Raw genomic sequence first — 16,840 nt, 5'->3', positions numbered from 1 at the left:
TCCGAGGAATGAGGCACGATGTCCGACACCACCGACTCCCTCCGTTTCCACTGGTTCCTTCCGCCTCGCGGGGACGCGATGTCTCCCACCGCGGTCTCGAAGGAGAACGCAGCTCCGGTGGATCCGGCTGAGCTGCTCGACTTCCAGACCGGGGTGGCGCTGGCCGCCGAGGAGGGCGGCTTCAGCGGGGTGCTGACCCCTGTCGGCATCGGCTGTCCCGACCCGTGGGTGGTGTGCTCAGCGGTCGCGGCCCGCACGAAGTCCCTGACGTTCATCGTCGCGCTGCGCCCCAGCCTGCAGTCCGCCACACTCACCGCGCAGCAGGCGGACACCTTCCGCCGCCTGCACGGTGGCCGGGTGATCCTCAACATCGTCACCGGCGGCAACCCGGCCGAGCAGGCCGGCTACGGCGTGCACGTCCCCCACGACGAGCGCTACGAGATCACCGACGAGGCGCTGCGGGCGATCCGCCCGCTGCTGGCGGGCGAGCAGGTCGACATCGAGGGCCGGCACCTGCACCTGGTGGGTGCGAAGCTCTCCGAGCCCACCTCGCAGCCGGTGCCGATCTTCTTCGGCGGCGCCTCGGAGAAGGCGGTCGAGGTCGCCGCCGCGCAGGCGGACACCTATCTGCTGTGGGGCGAGCCGCTCTCGGACATCGCCGAGCGGATCGACACCGTCCGCACCGCCGCGGATGCTGCCGGTCGCGAGCTCGACTACGGACTGCGCATCCATGTCATCTCCCGCGACACCTCCGAGGAGGCCTGGCAGGCGGCTGCGGACATCCAGTCGACCTTCGATGCGGAATCGGTCGCCGCGGTGCAGAAGCACAAGGCATCCATGGATTCGGTGGGCCAGGCCCGGATGGGCGCCCTGCACGGCACCGAGCTCCCGCAGGACGTCCAGGACCTGGTGATCGCCCCCGAACCTGTGGTCCGGGATCGGGCTGATGCGCGAGGGCGTCGGCACTGCGCTGGTCGGCTCGCACGACGAGGTCGCCGACCGGCTGGTGGAGTACGCCGATCTGGGCATCGGCGAGTTCATCCTCTCCAGCTACCCGCACGGCGACGAAGCACTGCGGGTGGGACGCGAGGTCCTGCCACGCGTCCGCGAGCGTCTGGCGGGCCGCACCCAGTCCGCCGCCGTCGGCGCCTGATCCCTCCCCTCCTCACCGTTCGGAGCCCGCCATGAACTCCCACCGTTCCCACCGCTCCTCCTCCGGCCGTTCCTCTGTCGGCCGGTCCCGCATCGACCGCCGCAGCCTGCTGACCGCCTTCGGTGTGGGCGGAGCCGGCGCCGCCCTCGCCGCCTGCGGCGGCCCCGGAAGCGGGGGATCCGACGAGCCCGACACGGCTCCCGAGCCGGGCGGGGAGGCCGGCGGCACCGTGAACTTCTACCACTGGCGCAGCGAGGACAAGGCAGTGCTCGACGAGCTCGCCACCGCGTTCACGGAGCAGTCCGGCGTCACGATCGAGCAGACCATCGACCCGTCGGAGCAGTACCAGTCCACGGCCGCGCAGAAGGCGCGGGGCGGAGATATCGGTGACGCTCTGACTGCCTTCCGCGGCACGCAGCTGGACCAGTTCGCGGACCTGGGGATCTTCACGGACCTCGGCGATGCGAGCTATGTCGGGAACTACGAGGAGAATCTCATCAGCCCCGGCCAGCACGAGGGCACCCAGCTGGGCCTGCCGTACCAGCTGGTGTTCAACATGCCGCTGCTGAACACGGAGCTGGCCGAGCAGGCCGGCGTCAGCGAGGTTCCCCGCGACTGGGACGCGTACCTGGACCTGATGGACAAGCTCAAGGGCATCGGGGTCACCCCGATCGCCTGGCCGGGCAACGATCCCGCCAACGCCTTCCAGATCATCAACTCACTGGCCATGAATGCCGGCCCGGATGACGAGATGTTCGCGAAGATCGAGACCGGCGAGAACAAGGCCACCGACGACTGGTGGGTGAAGGCCCTCGCCCAGTTCCAGGAGCTCTCGACCTGCTTCCAGGACAACTTCTCCGGCTCGGGGGTGGACGGGGTGCTGTCCCTGTTCAGCCAGGGTGAGGCCGCGATCCTCCCCACCGGCAGCTATCAGATCGGCCAGGTCCGTGAGGCCGGCGCCGAGTTCCCGCTCGAGTTCGCGCCGGTGATGACCAACGCCAGCGGCGAGGAGCCAGCGTACGAGGGCATCTTCAACTCCACCTACATCCTGGGCATCAACTCCGCGGCCACGAATCCCGAGGGCGCTGCGGCGTGGATCGAGTTCCTCTCCGATCCGGTCAATGCCGCGGTGTACGGCGACGGCACCTCTCAGCACGTCACCGTGCAGGGCGTCGAGTACGAGAACCCGGATCTGCAGGCGCTCTCGCCGTGGATCTCGAAGAACACGCTGCTTGCCCCTCGCTTCCAGTTCATCGATCTCGACATCCGCTCAGCGATCGAGAACTCCCTGATCGCGGTCGCCACCGGCTCCACCCCGGAGCAGGCCGCCGAGGAGGCCCAGAAGCTGGTGGAGGAGCAGCTCTGAGCGGCACGACCGCCCTCCCCGACGCCGGCGCCGCAGGCGGATCGACCCTGTCCTGCTCGCCTTCCTGGCACCGGCGGCCGTGGTCTATCTGTGGTTCGTGCTGTGGCCGACGCTGCAGGCCTTCCAGTTCTCGCTGACGGACTGGAACGGTCTCTCGGCAGATTTCGCCTGGGTGGGCCTGGACAACTACGAGAACCTGGCCACCAACGACTCCGTCTTCCGCAAGGCCGTCGGCAATTCGCTGTCGTTCATGCTCGTGGTGGTGATCGGGCAGACGGTGCTGTCGCTCGCACTGGCCCTCGCCCTGCTGCGCAGCTCCCGGCTCTCGATCGTCCTGCGTGCGCTGTTCTTCTTCCCCACGGTGCTGAGCTCGGTGTCGGTGGCGTTCATCTGGAGCTTCGTCTACGACCCGACGTTCGGGCTCGCGAACCGCCTGCTGGCCGCGGTGGGGCTGGGCTCGCTGCAACAGCCGTGGCTGGGCGATCAGGACATGGCCATCTACTACCTGGCCTTCGTGCAGATCTGGTTCCATGCCGGTCAGATGATGGTCGTGTACATCGCCGGCCTGCAGCAGATCCCGCAGGACCTGTACGACGCGGCGGCGCTGGACGGCGCCGGGCGCTGGCAGAAGTTCCGCTTCGTGACCTTCCCGCTGGTGCAGCCGGCCACGGTGATCGTGGTCGCCTACACCACCATCCAGTCGTTCAAAGCCTTCGATCTGATCATCGCCTCGACCGGCGGCGGGCCGAACCACGCCACGGAGATCCTGGCGACGCTGATCTACTCCACCGCGTTCCGGAACTTCGAGATGGGCTACGCCGCGGCGCAGTCGGTGATCTTCATGATCGTCATCGCGGCGATCACGATCCTGCAGCGGCGGGCCGTGGCCCTCGCCTCGGAGGGAGCGACCGATGAGCACTACCTCACCCACCACCACACCCCGCCGGCGCACCTCTCCCCGGCGCCCAGACTGGTCCGAGCTGCCCCGCGGAGTGTTGCTGGTCCTGTACGCGCTGCTGATCGCAGTGCCGCTGGTGATCGTGCTGTTCACCGCATTCAAGACGTCCTCTCAGATGTACCGGGACCCCTTCGGTCTGCCGCCCAGCCCGAGCCTGGCCAACTTCGCCGAGCTGTGGGCCGGGGGACGGATCGGCACCAGCTTCCTGAACTCGACGATCGTGACCGCGGTGTCGGTGACGGTGACGCTGCTGATCTCGAGCTGGGCGGCGTTCGCGGTCACCCGGATCGGAGGCCAGCTCGGGACGATCATCTTCGCGATCTTCTGCCTCGGTCTGGCGGTGCCCGCACAGGTCGCGATGATCCCGCAGTACGTGATCTTCGATCAGCTGGGGCTGACGAACTCTCTGCTGGGGCTGATGCTGATCAACATCGCGGTGACCTGCTCGGTGGCGATCTTCATCCTCACCGGCTTCTTCCGTACCCTCCCCCACGAGCTGTTCGAGGCCGCGGAGATCGACGGAGCCGGCAGCTGGCAGCTCTACTGGCGGATCGCCCTGCCGCTGTCGACCCCATCGCTCGCGGCAGTCGCGATCTTCCTGTTCGTGATGCACTGGAACGATCTGCTGTACCCGCTGCTGTTCATCACCGACCCAGATCTGGCCACGCTCCCCAAGGCGCTGCTGGACTTCAAGGGCGAGTACACGACGAACTACCCGGTGCTGTTCGCCGGGGTGATCATCGCGTCGATCCCGATGATCGTGGCGTACGTGTTCCTGCAGCGCTGGTTCGTCGCGGGCATCACCGCAGGCGCGGTGCGCGGCTGAGACCGGCCGCGGGCCGGGACGCCGCCCCTGCCGGGCCGGCAGATCAGCCATGATGAAGGGGCACACCGCACCTATCGAGGAGATTCCATGACCGTCGTCGTCACCGCCGTGTTCTCCCCCAAGCCCGGAAAGAAGCAGGAGCTCGCCGAGGCGATGCAGCGCGGCATCGCGGCCGTCCACGAGGAGAAGGGCTGCGAGCTCTACGCGATCCATGACGCCGAGGACGGCACCATCACGATGCTCGAGAAGTGGACCACGGTCGAGGACCTCGACATCCATGGCGCCGGTTCCGCAGTGGAGACGCTGAACGCCGATATCGGCGAGCTGATCGAGAAGCCGACCCTGGTCACCCGCATGACCCCGATCGCCGCCGGCACCGAGGCGCAGGGCCTGCTCTGAGATTCCCCGGCACAGAGCGCGGAGACCGACGACCGATCCCGCAGCCGCCGATCCCCAGGGAGACAGCACGCCCTGGGGATCGATCCTGCGCAACATCGCCCTGGTCCTGGTGATGCTGGCGATGCTCTGGCTCGCGTTCAACGTCCGCCTGCCCGAGCTGAGCACCTTGCAGTCCCAGATCGCAGCGCTGGGCGTGTGGGGTCTGTTCGCCTTCATCGCCCTGTACGCAGTGGTCGCCCTCACCCCGATCCCGGTGACGATCATGGCGGTCACCGGCGGGCTGGTCTTCGGGCTGCCGGTGGGCACCCTGCTCTCGCTGATCGGCGTGGTGATCGGCTGTTATGGCGCGTACTGGCTCGCCCGCGCCCTGGGCCGCGAGACGGTGCTTCGCATGCTCGGCGGTCACGCCCGGATGGTCGAGGAGCGGCTCGAGGGAGGTGGCTTCTTCGCCGTGTGCACCCTGCGGCTGATGCCCGGCGTGCCGTACTGGCCGGTGAACTACGGCAGCGGAGCGCTCGGCATCCGCAGTCACGACTTCCTGGTCGCCACCGCGCTGTCCTCGCTGCCCGGACAGCTCTCCCTGGTCGCGATCGGGGCCTTCATCGCCGAGCCCTCGCTGCTGAACGGGATCGTCGTCGCAGTCTCCTGGGCCGCGGTGATCGCGCTGACCGTCGTGTCATTCCGGCGGTGGCGCAGCACCCGCGAAGACCAGCCCGGCTCTGTCTGAGTCCTGTCCTCCCGAGGCCCCGTCGGCCTACACTGCACTCACGCCGATGGAGCAGCTCTTCCGCGGGGCCGCTCTCCCGGTCGCAGCGCGCCACCCGGTGCGCCCAGCCGCTCGACGGGTCCCCGTCGACTGTCGATGAGGACATGGCATGAGCACAGCCACTGAGGCCAAGCCCGGATTCAGTCCACGCGTGGCGCTGCAGAAGGTCGGCACCTCGCTGTCGAACATGGTGATGCCGAACATTCCGGCGCTGATCGCGTGGGGTCTCCTGACGGCCTTGTTCATCCCCAAGGGCTGGACCCCGAACGCACCGCTCGCGAGCGCGGTCGACCCGATGATCCACTACCTGCTGCCGCTGCTGATCGCCAACACCGGCGGCCGCATGATCTACGAGGCGCGCGGCGCCGTGGTCGGTGTGATCGCGACCATGGGCGTGATCGCCGGCTCCGACTGGCTGATCGCCCAGGAGAATGCCGCCGAGCTCGAGAAGTGGCTCGCCGCGGGCAATGCCGAGGGAGCCTTCGAGGCCCTGCCCGAGGTTCACATGTTCATCGGCGCCATGATCATGGCGCCCCTCGCCGCCTGGGTCATGAAGAAGCTCGACCGGTTGTGGCAGGACCACATCCCGGCCGGTTTCGAAATGCTGGTGAACATGTTCTCCGCCGGAATCCTCGGCTTCATCCTGCTGATCGCCGGGTTCTTCGGTCTCGCTCCGCTGGTGAACGGGCTGATGACCCTGCTGGCCGATGGCGTCGCCGGCCTGGTCAACGCCGGTCTGCTGCCTCTGGTCTCGTTGCTGATCGAGCCGGCGAAGGTCTTCTTCCTCAACAACGCCATCAACCACGGCGTTCTCACCCCCTCGGGATCTCCGACGCGGCCGTGAACGGCAAGTCAGTGCTGTTCCTGCTCGAGGCGAATCCCGGCCCGGGCCTCGGCATCCTGCTCGCATACTCGATCTTCGGAAAGGGCGCTGCCCGCGCCACCGCCCCGGGCGCAGCGATCATCCAGTTCTTCGGCGGCATTCACGAGATCTACTTCCCCTACGTGCTCATGAAGCCGCTGCTGATCCTGGCTGCGGTCGGCGGCGGAATGGCAGGCGTCGCGGTCAACGTCGTCTTCGGAACGGGACTGCAGTCACCGGCTGCCCCCGGCTCGATCGTCGCGATCTTCGTCGTCGCCGCCCGCGATTCCTATCTCGGCATCGCCCTCGCCGTGGCCGCAGCGGCCGCGGTCAGCTTCGTGCTCGCCGCCCTGCTGCTGAAGATCGGCAAGCAGGACGACGGGGACATCGGCGCCGCCACCGCGAAGATGGAGCAGATGAAGGGCAAGAAGTCCTCCGTCGCCGGAGCGCTGACCGGGGCGGGCGCCGGCACTGCGGCCGACGCTTCCGGGCACACCGGACCGATCCGGAAGATCGTCTTCGCCTGCGACGCGGGGATGGGTTCTTCCGCGATGGGCGCGACGGTGCTGCGCAAGAAGGTGCGCGCCGCCGGATTCGGCGATGTCGAAGTCACGAACAAGGCCATCTCGAGCCTGAGCGACGAGTGGGACGTGGTGGTGACGCAGAAGGAACTCACCGACCGTGCCCGCCAGCGCACCGGCTCCGCGGTGCACGTGAGCGTGGACCAGTTCATGAACTCGCCCCGCTACGACGAGGTGGTGGAGCTGGTGGAGCAGCGCAGCACGCCCGACGCCGGGGACGCCGGGGACGCGGAGGAGACCACGCAGGGCGACTCCACCGAGCCGGAGCCGCCGCGCGGCCGTCACGCCGCCGAGCGCCCGGCCGACGAGCCAGAGATCCTCGCGCCCGCCAGCATCATCCTGGACGGGACCGCGAGCGACTCCGCCACCGGCATCGACGAGGCCGGCGCCCTGCTGGTCGCCGCCGGCGCGGTGGACGAGAGCTATGTCGCCGCGATGCATGACCGCGAGGCCAGCGTCTCGACGTTCATGGGCAACGGCCTGGCGATCCCGCACGGCACCAACGAGGCGAAGTCCTCCATCAAGCGCTCGGCGATGTCCTTCGTGCGCTACCCCGGCGGGATCGACTGGAACGGCAACCCCACCACCTTCGTGATCGGCATCGCGGGCGTGGGCAACGAGCACCTGACGCTACTGCAGAAGGTCGCGATGACCTTCTCGGACCCCGCCCAGGTGGAACGCCTCGAGAACGCCACCACGACCGAGGAGATCCTCGAGATCCTCGGCGATGAGAAGGAGTGATCCGATGAGAGCAGTGCATTTCGGGGCCGGGAACATCGGCCGCGGCTTCGTGGGACTGCTGCTGCACGAGGCGGGGTACGAGGTGGTGTTCTCCGACGTCGCCGCCGAGCTCGTCGAGCAGCTGCAGGAGGCCGACTCCTATCAGGTGCGCACCGTGGGGCAGCACGCCACCAGCACCACGGTCGACGGGTTCCGCGCGGTGAACTCCGCGCAGGATCCGCAGGCCCTCACCGACGAGATCGCCTCTGCGGAGCTGGTGACCACGGCCGTCGGCGCACCCATCCTGCGATTCGTCGCGCCGGCCATCGCCGCAGGGATCGCCGCCCGCCCGGTGGGAGCTCCTCGCCTGGCCGTGCTCGCCTGCGAGAACGCGATCAATGCGACGGATCTGCTGGAGCAGGAGATCCGCTCCGCGTACCAGGGTGACGACCTCGAAGAGCGGGCCCTGTTCGCCAACACCGCGGTGGACAGGATCGTGCCGGTCCAGGCCGAGGGCGCAGGCCTGGATGTCACCGTGGAGGACTTCTACGAGTGGGCGGTGGAGAGGGGCCCCTTCGAGGGGCATGAGCCCGATATCCCGGGGATCACCTGGGTCGATGCGCTGGGCCCGTACATCGAGCGCAAGCTGTTCACGGTAAACACCGGCCACGCCACCACCGCCTGGCACGGCTGGGCCGCGGGGCACGCGACGATCGCGGACTCGATCACGGACCCGGCGGTCGCGCGCGAGGTCGAGGCGGCGCTCGCGGAGACCTCTGCGCTGCTGGTGGCCGAGCACGGCTTCGCCGAGGAGGAGATGGCCGCCTACCGCACCAAGGTGCTGGGGCGTTTCGCGAACACCGCCCTGCCGGATCCGGTTGAGCGGGTGGGGCGGTCCCCGCTGCGCAAGCTCTCGCGCGAGGACCGCATCATCGGCCCGGCCGCCGTCCTGGCCGAGCGCAATATGGGGCACGACGCCCTGCTGTCCTCCCTCTCCGCCGCGCTGGTCTTCACCCCCGAGGGGGACGAGGAGGTCGAGCGTCTGCAGCAAATCCTGCGCTCCTCCTCCGATGCTGGCATCGCGACCACGGAGATCACCGGCCTCGAGCCCGCCCATCCACTCTTCCCCGAGGTGCGTGCACGCATCGCCGGGGTATATTCCGGTCACACCGAGTGACTCCGACGTCGCGCTCACCGCGGCGACCCCAGCGAAAGGCACGCACCATGGCAGAGCGGACAGTCGAGATCGCCAGCGCCTCCGGGCTCCACGCACGTCCCGCCGGCATCTTCGCCCAGGCCGCGGCGGAGCAGCCCGCGACCGTGACCATCGAGAAGGCCGACGGCAACGCCGTGCAGGCCTCCAGCATGCTGATGCTGATGACCCTCGGTGCCGGCAAGGGCGACGAGGTCACCCTGCGCGCGGAGGGTGAGGGTGCCGAGGAGTCGGTCAACGCCCTGGCCGACCTCCTGGAGAAGGACCTCGACGCCGACGAGTGATCCCGGGAGCGCCCACTCCCGACCGGGCCCGCTCCCGCCCGCTCCCCGCGCCTGACCGGGCAACACGCCTCGCCCCGCCTCGCCCCGCTACGAACACGCCCCGCACGCGCATCGAGACCACCGATTCCTGCCATTTCCGGCAGAGATCGGTGGTCTCGATGCGCGTGTCGCGGGGAAGGGGCGGGCACGGCCAGGAGCGGGCACGCGGCCCGCGTCCCTGCTCAGGGCCGCGTCACAGCCCCAGCTCTCCCAGGATCGGCAGGTCGGCGCGGACGGCGCTGACCGCGTCCTCCGCGGTGCGGGCGGCGACGGCCTTGCGTGCGAGCTGCTGCGCCTGCTCGAGCGTCACGGTGGAGAGCACCTTCGCCACGGCGGGCAGCGAACGCGGGGTCATCGACAGGCTGTTCACGCCCAGGCCCACGAGCACCACCGCGAGGCCGGGATCGCCTGCCGCCTCGCCGCACACGCCGACGGGCTTGTTCGCGCTCTCCCCGAAGGCGTCGGGGTCACCGCCCGCGGTCCGGGCACCGTCGCAGGTGGCCTTCACCAGGGACAGCACGGAGGGCTGCCACGGGTTGTTCAGGTGAGCGAGCGAGCCGAGCTGACGATCCGCGGCCATCGTGTACTGGGTGAGGTCGTTGGTGCCGATGGAGGCGAAGTCGCACGCGGTCAGGTGGCGGTCCGCGGTGATCGCCGCGGCGGGGGTCTCGACCATGATCCCTGCAGGTTCGAGTCCACGCTCGCGGCAGAGCGCCACGAAGTCCTCGGTCTCGGGAACGGTCGCGATCATCGGCGCCATCACCCAGGGCTTCGCCTCGGACTGCGCCGCAGCGGCGGCGATCGCGTCGAGCTGGTTGGTCAGCACCGAGCGCTTCTCCCAGGAGGTGCGGTAAGCGCGCACGCCGAGCGCGGGGTTGGGTTCATCGGCGTTGGTCAGGAAGGGCAGCGGCTTGTCGGCGCCTGCGTCGATGGTGCGCACCACAACCTTCTTGCCCGGCAGGTGCGCGAACGTCTCGGCGTAGGCGGCCGTCTGCTCCTCGACGCCCGGTTCGTCCTCACGGTCCAGGAACAGGAACTCTGTGCGGAACAGCCCCACCCCGTCGGCGTTCGCGGCGGCGGCCTTCTCGGCATCCTTCGCGCCGCCGATGTTGGCCAGCAGCTGCACGCGGGTGCCGTCGGCCAGCACTCCTCCCCCGCCCTCATAGGTCAGCGGGTTCCGCTGCAGCTCGGTCCACGCCGTGGAGAAGCGGTGGTGCTCTTCGGTGACCTCGTCGGTGATGGTGCGAGGCCGGCGTCGACGAACACCTCGGTGCCGTCGTCGAACTCGTGAATGCTCTTGGCGGCGACGATCGCGGGCAGCCCCAGCTGACGGGCGAGGATCGCGGTGTGCGACTGCGGCCCGCCGTCGGAGGTGATCAGCGCGATCACCCGATCAGGGTCGAGGGTGGCGGTGTCGGCGGGTGCGAGATCGATCGCGGTGAGCACGAACGGCTCCTCGCTCTCGGGGATGCCGGGGGCCTGTTCGCCCCGCAGTTCGGCCACGATGCGGGCGCGCACGTCACGCACGTCGGTGGCGCGCTCGGCCATGTAGCCGCCGAGTCCCTCGAGCATGGTGGCGACCTGGTCACCGGCCTCCCACACAGCTCGCTCCGGGGTCTTCCCGCCGGAGTGGACGAGGCCCTGCGCGGTCTCGGTGAGCGAGGGGTCTGCGGCCATCTGCGCGGTGGCTTCGAGGATCTTCTTCCCCTCGCCGGTGGCGCGCTCGGCCAGCCTGATGAGCGAGCGACCTGCACTGCGGCGGCCGCGGTGGGGATCCGCCCGGCCTCGGCCGCGGCATTGGAGACCTCGGCCAGCTTCTCGCCCGCGGGCGGCTCCGCGACCGGCGGCGCCATCGACCGGATCCTCCCGATCACTCGGCCGGGACTGACTGCCACACCTGTGTACTGGGCCATCGTTGCCATCTCCTCTGAAGCGGCCGGAAGGGCGTCGTGGCACGCATGCTACGCGGGGCCGAGGGGCAGGGTCAGCCGGCCGAGCCCGGGGACTGCGGGGAATCCGCGGAGACGGGGCTCGGTGCGGAGGGAGCGGACTGCGCCGACTGGGCAGACTGGGCGGACTGAGCGGACTGAGCGGACTGAGCAGAGATCGCGGATATCGCGGAGGGAGCCGACGGGGCGGACTGCGCTGACACCGCCGACGGTGCGGACTGGGCCGACATCGCGGACTGCGCGGAGAACGGGCTGTTGGCCGTCATCATCTGCTCGACCGGCGGAATCTCGCTCGCAGGGCCCGAGCTCTCAGCCACCACCTCTGCGGGGCTCGACGCCGAGAGGGTCACGGGCTCCTCAGCGGGCTTCTCCGCAATCTGCACGGCGACCTGCTCCTGGACCGGCTCCTCCGCGTCCTTCTCTGTGCCTCCGGTGGCCATCGCGTATGCCACCCCGGGCATCAGCACTGCTGCGGTGGTACCGGCCGCCACGGTCCAGATCGTCTTCTTCGTGCTCATAGTCATTTCTCCTCCGTCGGCCCGTTCTCCGGGACGCTGTTCGTGATGACCTCAGACAACATCTCGCAGATGAGATCCTCCGAAGACGGCCATGAGACCGCACTCATCAAGCTCATCAAGGGGCGGAGGCACCCCGGACCGAGCCCTCTACGCTGGCCGGATGAGTGCCGTGGAATGGGAGCACCTGCCCACCCCCGACCTGACCGGCCACACCGTCGTGATGACGGGCGCGAGCGACGGACTGGGGCGTGAGGCAGCGCTCCGCCTCGCCCTGTGGGGCGCCGATCTGGTGCTGACGGTGCGCGACCGTGGGAAGGGCGAGGTGGTCGCCGCGCGGATCGTGCGCGAGACCGGCAGACTGGGCGCTGTACGCCTGACCAGGCTCGACCTTGCGGAGCTCGCCTCGGTGCGCGATGGGGCCGAGGAGATCGCTCGTACCCTCGGCCCAGGTGGGATCGACCTGCTGATCCACGTGGCCGGGCTCGTCACCGCACGCCGCCGGGAGTCGGCCGACGGGCTCGAGCTGATGACCGCGGAGCGCGGCGCGGGTCCCGTGCTGTTCGCCGCCACCCAGCCGCTGCCACCCGGCTCGTACATCGGGCCCGATGGCCGCGGCTCCCTGCAGGGGCGGCCGACGGTCCTGCGCCGCTCGGAGGTTGCCCTCGACCGGGAACTGGCGGCCGAGGTCACGGCGTGGGCCCGAGCGGAGGTGACAGCGGGCCCGCGGTGAGCGGAGGGTGCGGGATTCGAACCCGCGGTACAGGGTCACTGCACAATGGTTTTCAAGACCATCTCATTCGGCCGCTCTGACAACCCTCCTCGTGCCCGAAGGCACCCGCGAGAGTCTACCGCGATGAGGCGGCGAGCCAGCGCCGGTGCGCGGCGATCGCGGCCTGGGCGGGCCAGCGCAGCTGGGCCAAGGAGTCGATGAAGCGGAAGGGGTTCTCCCCGCGGTACAGAGCCAGGCGATCTGTGGTCGCGAGCGCCGTGATCCGGCGGCCAGGCGGATGCTTGAGCACCACGACGACGGCTCCTGTGGTCCAGTACGTGTTGCTCTGCTCGATGACTGCGATCTGTTCCCACGGGATCCGGTGGGTGCGAAGGTAGTGGACCAGGGTGAGGCCGTCGTCGTCGACGATGAACTGGACCCGGGTGCCGATCACGAGCATGACGACCAGGAGCACTCCGACCGCCCAGCACATCACGGCTCCGAGCATCCCAGCGAGCGAGTCCAGCGTGAGCAGCACCGCGCCGCCGACGAACATGGTCAGGATCGGAGGCCATGACACACCCCAGCACCCCGCGGACCCAGCCGGTCTCGAGCGCCTGGTAGCGGACAACCGGCATCGTCGCCCCTCTCCGCCGACTGTCAGGCGGCTCCGACCTGCTCGGCATACTGATTCACGAACAAGGCCATCTCCTCGACGCTGATCTCCTCGGGCACCGCGTTCAGGGTGATGACGCCGTCCTCGGTGAGCTGGTAGCAGGTGATGGAGCTGCCGGCTTCATTGGTCCCGCAGCTTCCGGTTCCTGCGGGGACGTTGTCGGTCTCGATCTCCGCGACGAGTGTCTCGTAGTCAGAGCTGAGCACGGTGGAGTCCACGCTGATCAGGATGCTCTCCTCGGAGTGGGAGTACATGTGGGCGGGACCGCTGCCCTCCATCAGGGAGTACGCACCGATCTCCTGCGGGGGCTCCGCCACGGCGTCGGCCGGGATGACTGCGTCCTCTGCCGCAGGCCCCGGGTCCGACGCTCCGGTCGCCCCGTCCGCGCTCTTCTTCTCGGAAGCTTCCTCCTCAGCGGCCTCAGCTTCCCGCTGCTCGACCTCCGAGGCGGCCTCCGCGGCGGCCTCCTCCTCAGAGGCTTCCTCGCTGGTGATGGCCGTGGCCGGGGCGGTGCTCTCGTCGGCCTCCTCGGCACCTCCTCCGCACGCGGCCAGGGCGAGCGTGGACAGGGCGAGGGTGGACAGGAGCACTGCGGTCTTCCGCATGGAGGTGGTCATCCTTTCGGGACGGGGTGGGAGTCCTCTTCACCCTAGGCGACCGGGCGGGGAGACTCGGTCTCCGTCCGCGCTCCTGCCTCAGCTCACCTGCGTGCGCCGCACCAGCACCAGCCAGGCACCGGCCGAGACCGCCCCGATCACGGCGATCGCGACCATCCACGGTCCCCAGCCCATGGTGAGGACATCCAGCAGGGCCCGACCGAAGCCGTCCAGGAGGAGCACTCCCGAGAGGATCCCCAGGCCGATCAGCGCCAGGATGGCGGCAGCGACCCAGAGGAACACCTGACCGAAACGGAGGACGGCGGCGGTGATCGCGGCACCGAGGAACAGCACCGTGAGGATCAGCAGGAAGGTCTGCAGCAGGGTCTGCCACGGTGCGCCGGTGCTGGTGTAGAACACGTCGAAGAAGCGGATACTGAGGCCGAAGCCCTCGGTCGCCTTCTCGATGGTCTTGCCGACGGTGATCAGCACCGAGTAGATGACCGCGTTGCCCAGGAACACCACGCTCAGTCCGGTGGCGAACTCCCGGCGGGTCAGGCCCAGTCCGAGCGCGAGGGGGAAGTACTGCCCCATGGAGGTGAATCCGTAGCCGATCAGCGGGCCCAACAGAGCGAAGATCGCCCCGTTCCACTGCAGTCCGTAGTACATCTCGGCTTGGGCCTCAGGGCCTCGGGAGCCGACGATCGCGCCGACCGCGAGCATGATCGCGAGGGCGAACGCGACGGCGATCAGCGGCCATCCGAAGGCCTGCATCCGATTGACCAGGTGCATGTCTATGACGTTGCGCGAGCGCATCAGAGTTCTCCTCTCAGGCCACCGGGGCGGCAGCCGCGGCGGTGGTGCGATGGACGATGTAGTTCTGCAGCGAGACAGGCGCGACCTGGAGCCCTGCGGCCCGGGCCCGCTCAACGCTGCCCGGCTCTGCATGGAGGGTGGAGGTGGCCAGCGAGCCGATCTCCTGGAGGTGGAGCACGTCGGCCCCGGCGGTGAAGGCCATGACCTCGTCACGTCGGCCGGAGACCTCGATGGCCGCGTTCTGCAGCGTCTCGGCCTCTTCCGAGATCGCGACCCGGCCCTCGTCCAGCAGCACCACGTGCTCGAGGAGGTTGGAGACCTCGTCGATGTGGTGGGTGGAGAGGATGACGGTGCGGGGGTGGTCCGCGAAGTCGGCCAGCAGATGATCGAAGAACAGCCGCCGCGCGACCGCATCCAGGCCCAGGTAGGGCTCGTCGAAGAAGGTCAGCGGAGCCCGGGAGGCGAGGCCGAGGATGATGCCGACGGCGGAGAGCTGGCCGCGCGAGAGCTTCTTGATGGCTCTCTTCTCCGGGAGTCGGAAGTCGGCGATCAGCTCACGGGCGAGCTCCTGGTCCCAGGCAGGGTAGAGCCCCTCGGCGATGCGCAGCACGTCCAGGGGCCGGAAGCCGTCGGGGTATTTCTGGCTCTCCTGGATGAAGCAGGTCTGCGCGAGCACCTGCGGGTTCTCCAGCGGGCTCTGGCCCAGCACCCGCATCTCACCGGAGGTCGCGAAGATCTGCCCGGTCAGGAGCTTCATCAGGGTGGTCTTGCCGGCGCCGTTGCGGCCCAACAGGCCATGCACCCGGCCTTCGGCGAAGGAGAGGGAGACGTCGTCGATCGCGGCGACGTCACGGAAATGCTTGGTGAGATTGCGGGTCTCGATCGCGGTCATCGGGACGCCTCCTTCGTGATCATCTCGGTGAGTTCTCGGGGTCGATGCCCAGGTGTGCGGCTTCGCGCAGCAGCGGGACGATGTAGGCGCGAGCGAAGTCGTCCCGCCGGCGTCGGCGCAGCAGCTCGGCGGCGCCGACGGTGACGAACATGCCCACTCCCCGCCGCTTGACCAGCACGCCGGCGTCGGCCAGGCGGTTCAGCCCTTTTCCTGCCGTGGCGGGGTTGATCCGCAGGAAGGCGGCCAGCTCGTTGGTGGAGGGCACCGGGGTGTCCTCTGGATAGGTGCCGTCGAGGATCCCGTCCTCGATCTGCTCCGCCACAGCGATGAAGAGCGGCTTCGACTCGTCGAGCACACGCGCCTCCTGTCGTCGAGGCCGCGAGCGCGGCTCCTTGGTTCATTACTCCACTAATGAACCACGTAACCAACCAGCCGTCAAGGGGCACCGACGGATTCGTGGGCAGGCAACCGGTGAGACACATAGGCTGGGGCCATCCGCCCCCGAGCGAGAGGAGCGCCTCATGCGCGCCGTACTGATCGAGTCCGAGGGCGCGACCCCGCGCCTGCTGGAGGACGCCGACGAATCCCTGCTCAGCGGTGACGTCGAACTGGACGTGCTGGTCTCCAGCTTCAACTACAAGGACGGGATGGCGATCGCCGGCAAGGGCATCGCACGCTCCCACCCGCTGATCCCCGGCATCGATCTGGTGGGCCGGGTGACCGACTCAGCCGGCCCGACTGGTTCGGCCGACGAGCGCTTCTCCGCCGGTGACCTGGTGATCCTCACCGGCGACGGGATCGGCGAGACCCGCCACGGCGGCTTCGCGACCCGGGCCCGGGTGCGGCCCGACGCCCTGGTGCGCCTGCCCGCCGGCCTCTCCCCGAACGGGCCGCCGCGATCGGCACTGCAGGTTTCACCGCGATGCTCGCGGTGCTGAGCCTCGAGGATGCCGGCCTCACCCCCGACGCCGGGGACGTGCTGGTCACCGGCGCTTCCGGCGGCGCAGGATCGGTCGCGGTCGCGCTGCTGGCGGGCCGCGGATTCCGTGTGCTCGCCTCGACCGGTCGCTCCGCTGAGAACGGCGAGTACCTGCGCGAGCTGGGCGCCGCCGAGGTGATGGACCGTCGGGAGCTCTCCGAGGAGCCGGGACGGCCCCTGCAGTCCCAGCGCTTCGCTGGCGCGATCGACGGGGTGGGCAGCACGACGCTTGCCAACGTCCTCGCCCAGACCTCGTGGGGCGGCACGGTCGCCGCCTACGGTCTCGCCCAGGGCCCGGACCTCCCGACGACCGTGCTGCCGTTCATCCTGCGCGGGGTGACCCTCGCCGGTATCAACTCGGTGGAGTGCCCACTGCCGCTGCGTGAGCGTGCCTGGGAAGCGCTGGCTCGTGAGCTCGACGGCGATGTGCTGGACTCGATGACCACCAGCATCGGCCTGTCCGAGACCATCGGTTATGCCGAACGGATCCTGGCCGGCGAGGTCCGCGGCCGCACCGTGGTGGAGGTGACCCAGTGAC

15 protein-coding genes, 1 tRNA gene and 4 pseudogenes are annotated in these 16,840 nt (G+C 69.2%); 11 read left to right on the top strand and 9 right to left on the bottom strand.

Annotated features, from left to right (window positions below; genetic code table 11):
* The first annotated feature begins 18 nt into the window (after positions 1-18).
* Both H3H54_RS04500 and H3H54_RS04495 read left to right on the top strand, forming a co-directional pair.
* Positions 19-1,188 carry an LLM class flavin-dependent oxidoreductase gene (locus H3H54_RS04500; RefSeq protein WP_262425687.1) on the top strand — a complete coding sequence of 390 codons (1,170 nt, stop codon included), beginning with the start codon at positions 19-21 and terminating at the stop codon, positions 1,186-1,188.
* Positions 1,185-2,519, top strand: coding sequence for an ABC transporter substrate-binding protein (locus H3H54_RS04495; RefSeq protein ID WP_262425686.1), 1,335 nt, complete (start codon positions 1,185-1,187; stop codon positions 2,517-2,519). The genes H3H54_RS04500 and H3H54_RS04495 overlap by 4 nt, the downstream gene beginning before the upstream one ends.
* 186 nt (positions 2,520-2,705) lie before the next feature.
* Here the strand turns inward: H3H54_RS04495 and H3H54_RS04490 are convergent, their stop codons facing one another.
* Entirely contained in the window at positions 2,706-2,909 is a 204-nt protein-coding gene (locus H3H54_RS04490; protein WP_262425685.1) for a hypothetical protein, read from the bottom strand.
* On the opposite strand from H3H54_RS04490, the pseudogene H3H54_RS04485 reads away from it, so the two are divergent.
* From H3H54_RS04485 to H3H54_RS04455, 7 genes and pseudogenes are all read left to right on the top strand, one after another.
* Positions 2,812-3,336: pseudogene (locus tag H3H54_RS04485) on the top strand (carbohydrate ABC transporter permease); the annotation flags it as partial. The gene H3H54_RS04490 and the pseudogene H3H54_RS04485 overlap by 98 nt on opposite strands.
* 94 nt (positions 3,337-3,430) lie before the next feature.
* Positions 3,431-4,303: a carbohydrate ABC transporter permease gene (locus H3H54_RS04480; RefSeq protein WP_262425684.1), complete on the top strand. Its 873-nt coding sequence runs from the start codon at positions 3,431-3,433 to the stop codon at positions 4,301-4,303.
* Between the two features lie 87 nt (positions 4,304-4,390).
* Positions 4,391-4,702 carry a putative quinol monooxygenase gene (locus tag H3H54_RS04475; RefSeq protein ID WP_262425683.1) on the top strand — a complete coding sequence of 104 codons (312 nt, stop codon included), beginning with the start codon at positions 4,391-4,393 and terminating at the stop codon, positions 4,700-4,702.
* A 112-nt stretch (positions 4,703-4,814) separates the two neighbouring features.
* Positions 4,815-5,429, top strand: coding sequence for a TVP38/TMEM64 family protein (locus H3H54_RS04470; RefSeq protein WP_262425682.1), 615 nt, complete (start codon positions 4,815-4,817; stop codon positions 5,427-5,429).
* Between the two features lie 148 nt (positions 5,430-5,577).
* Positions 5,578-7,652, top strand: a pseudogene (locus tag H3H54_RS04465) (PTS sugar transporter subunit IIA).
* A gap of 4 nt (positions 7,653-7,656) precedes the next feature.
* The gene (locus tag H3H54_RS04460; protein ID WP_262425681.1) at positions 7,657-8,808 is read left to right on the top strand and encodes a mannitol-1-phosphate 5-dehydrogenase; all 1,152 of its coding nucleotides are present in this window, start codon (positions 7,657-7,659) and stop codon (positions 8,806-8,808) included.
* 47 nt (positions 8,809-8,855) lie between these two features.
* Positions 8,856-9,128, top strand: a complete 273-nt coding sequence (locus H3H54_RS04455; RefSeq protein ID WP_262425680.1) for an HPr family phosphocarrier protein — start codon at positions 8,856-8,858, stop codon at positions 9,126-9,128.
* A 232-nt stretch (positions 9,129-9,360) separates the two neighbouring features.
* On the opposite strand, the pseudogene ptsP reads toward H3H54_RS04455, so the two are convergent.
* Positions 9,361-11,080 (bottom strand): annotated as a pseudogene (ptsP, locus tag H3H54_RS04450) (phosphoenolpyruvate--protein phosphotransferase).
* Between the two features lie 71 nt (positions 11,081-11,151).
* The gene (locus H3H54_RS04445) at positions 11,152-11,634 is read right to left on the bottom strand and encodes a hypothetical protein (RefSeq protein WP_262425679.1); all 483 of its coding nucleotides are present in this window, start codon (positions 11,632-11,634) and stop codon (positions 11,152-11,154) included.
* A gap of 160 nt (positions 11,635-11,794) precedes the next feature.
* Here H3H54_RS04445 and H3H54_RS04440 point away from each other — a divergent pair, with 160 nt between their 5' ends.
* Positions 11,795-12,364 carry an SDR family NAD(P)-dependent oxidoreductase gene (locus H3H54_RS04440; RefSeq protein WP_262425678.1) on the top strand — a complete coding sequence of 190 codons (570 nt, stop codon included), beginning with the start codon at positions 11,795-11,797 and terminating at the stop codon, positions 12,362-12,364.
* A 1-nt stretch (position 12,365) separates the two neighbouring features.
* Here the strand turns inward: H3H54_RS04440 and H3H54_RS04435 are convergent.
* The 6 genes from H3H54_RS04435 to H3H54_RS04410 all read right to left on the bottom strand — a co-directional run bounded on the left by H3H54_RS04435 (position 12,366) and on the right by H3H54_RS04410 (position 15,678).
* Positions 12,366-12,453, bottom strand: a tRNA-Ser gene (locus tag H3H54_RS04435).
* Positions 12,454-12,479: 26 nt separating this feature from the next.
* Positions 12,480-12,899 carry a PH domain-containing protein gene (locus H3H54_RS04430; RefSeq protein WP_262425677.1) on the bottom strand — a complete coding sequence of 140 codons (420 nt, stop codon included), beginning with the start codon at positions 12,897-12,899 and terminating at the stop codon, positions 12,480-12,482.
* Positions 12,900-13,003: 104 nt separating this feature from the next.
* Positions 13,004-13,624, bottom strand: a complete 621-nt coding sequence (locus H3H54_RS04425) for a hypothetical protein (protein ID WP_262425676.1) — start codon at positions 13,622-13,624, stop codon at positions 13,004-13,006.
* Positions 13,625-13,714: 90 nt separating this feature from the next.
* Positions 13,715-14,431 (bottom strand): hypothetical protein, encoded by a 717-nt coding sequence (locus H3H54_RS04420; protein WP_262425675.1) that lies wholly within the window; start codon positions 14,429-14,431, stop codon positions 13,715-13,717.
* Between the two features lie 13 nt (positions 14,432-14,444).
* Entirely contained in the window at positions 14,445-15,323 is an 879-nt protein-coding gene (locus tag H3H54_RS04415) for an ABC transporter ATP-binding protein (protein ID WP_262425674.1), read from the bottom strand.
* Between the two features lie 19 nt (positions 15,324-15,342).
* Positions 15,343-15,678: a GntR family transcriptional regulator gene (locus H3H54_RS04410; protein WP_262425673.1), complete on the bottom strand. Its 336-nt coding sequence runs from the start codon at positions 15,676-15,678 to the stop codon at positions 15,343-15,345.
* Positions 15,679-15,844: 166 nt separating this feature from the next.
* Between H3H54_RS04410 and H3H54_RS04405 the strand changes: the two are divergent.
* Positions 15,845-16,839, top strand: a pseudogene (locus H3H54_RS04405) (MDR family oxidoreductase).
* Position 16,840 lies beyond the last annotated feature (1 nt).

Origin of the sequence: Brachybacterium sp. Z12 (genome assembly GCF_014400405.1) — a bacterium.
Classification (GTDB): Bacteria; Actinomycetota; Actinomycetes; order Actinomycetales; family Dermabacteraceae; genus Brachybacterium.
The sequence above is the reverse complement of the archived record's forward strand: the minus strand, read 5'-3'. Positions and strand labels throughout refer to the sequence as shown.

Excerpts from the sequence above, each read along its gene's own strand:
- H3H54_RS04430 (WP_262425677.1), bottom strand. The coding sequence starts at position 12,899 with ATGTTCGTCGGCGGCGCGGTGCTGCTCACGCTGGACTCGCTCGCTGGG.
- H3H54_RS04480 (WP_262425684.1), top strand. The coding sequence starts at position 3,431 with ATGAGCACTACCTCACCCACCACCACACCCCGCCGGCGCACCTCTCCC.
- H3H54_RS04470 (WP_262425682.1), top strand. The coding sequence starts at position 4,815 with ATGCTGGCGATGCTCTGGCTCGCGTTCAACGTCCGCCTGCCCGAGCTG.
- H3H54_RS04490 (WP_262425685.1), bottom strand. The coding sequence starts at position 2,909 with ATGAACGCCACCGACACCGAGCTCAGCACCGTGGGGAAGAAGAACAGC.
- H3H54_RS04415 (WP_262425674.1), bottom strand. The coding sequence starts at position 15,323 with ATGACCGCGATCGAGACCCGCAATCTCACCAAGCATTTCCGTGACGTC.
- H3H54_RS04445 (WP_262425679.1), bottom strand. The coding sequence starts at position 11,634 with ATGAGCACGAAGAAGACGATCTGGACCGTGGCGGCCGGTACCACCGCA.
- H3H54_RS04460 (WP_262425681.1), top strand. The coding sequence starts at position 7,657 with ATGAGAGCAGTGCATTTCGGGGCCGGGAACATCGGCCGCGGCTTCGTG.
- H3H54_RS04440 (WP_262425678.1), top strand. The coding sequence starts at position 11,795 with ATGAGTGCCGTGGAATGGGAGCACCTGCCCACCCCCGACCTGACCGGC.
- H3H54_RS04420 (WP_262425675.1), bottom strand. The coding sequence starts at position 14,431 with ATGCGCTCGCGCAACGTCATAGACATGCACCTGGTCAATCGGATGCAG.
- H3H54_RS04500 (WP_262425687.1), top strand. The coding sequence starts at position 19 with ATGTCCGACACCACCGACTCCCTCCGTTTCCACTGGTTCCTTCCGCCT.
- H3H54_RS04475 (WP_262425683.1), top strand. The coding sequence starts at position 4,391 with ATGACCGTCGTCGTCACCGCCGTGTTCTCCCCCAAGCCCGGAAAGAAG.
- H3H54_RS04455 (WP_262425680.1), top strand. The coding sequence starts at position 8,856 with ATGGCAGAGCGGACAGTCGAGATCGCCAGCGCCTCCGGGCTCCACGCA.
- H3H54_RS04425 (WP_262425676.1), bottom strand. The coding sequence starts at position 13,624 with ATGCGGAAGACCGCAGTGCTCCTGTCCACCCTCGCCCTGTCCACGCTC.
- H3H54_RS04495 (WP_262425686.1), top strand. The coding sequence starts at position 1,185 with ATGAACTCCCACCGTTCCCACCGCTCCTCCTCCGGCCGTTCCTCTGTC.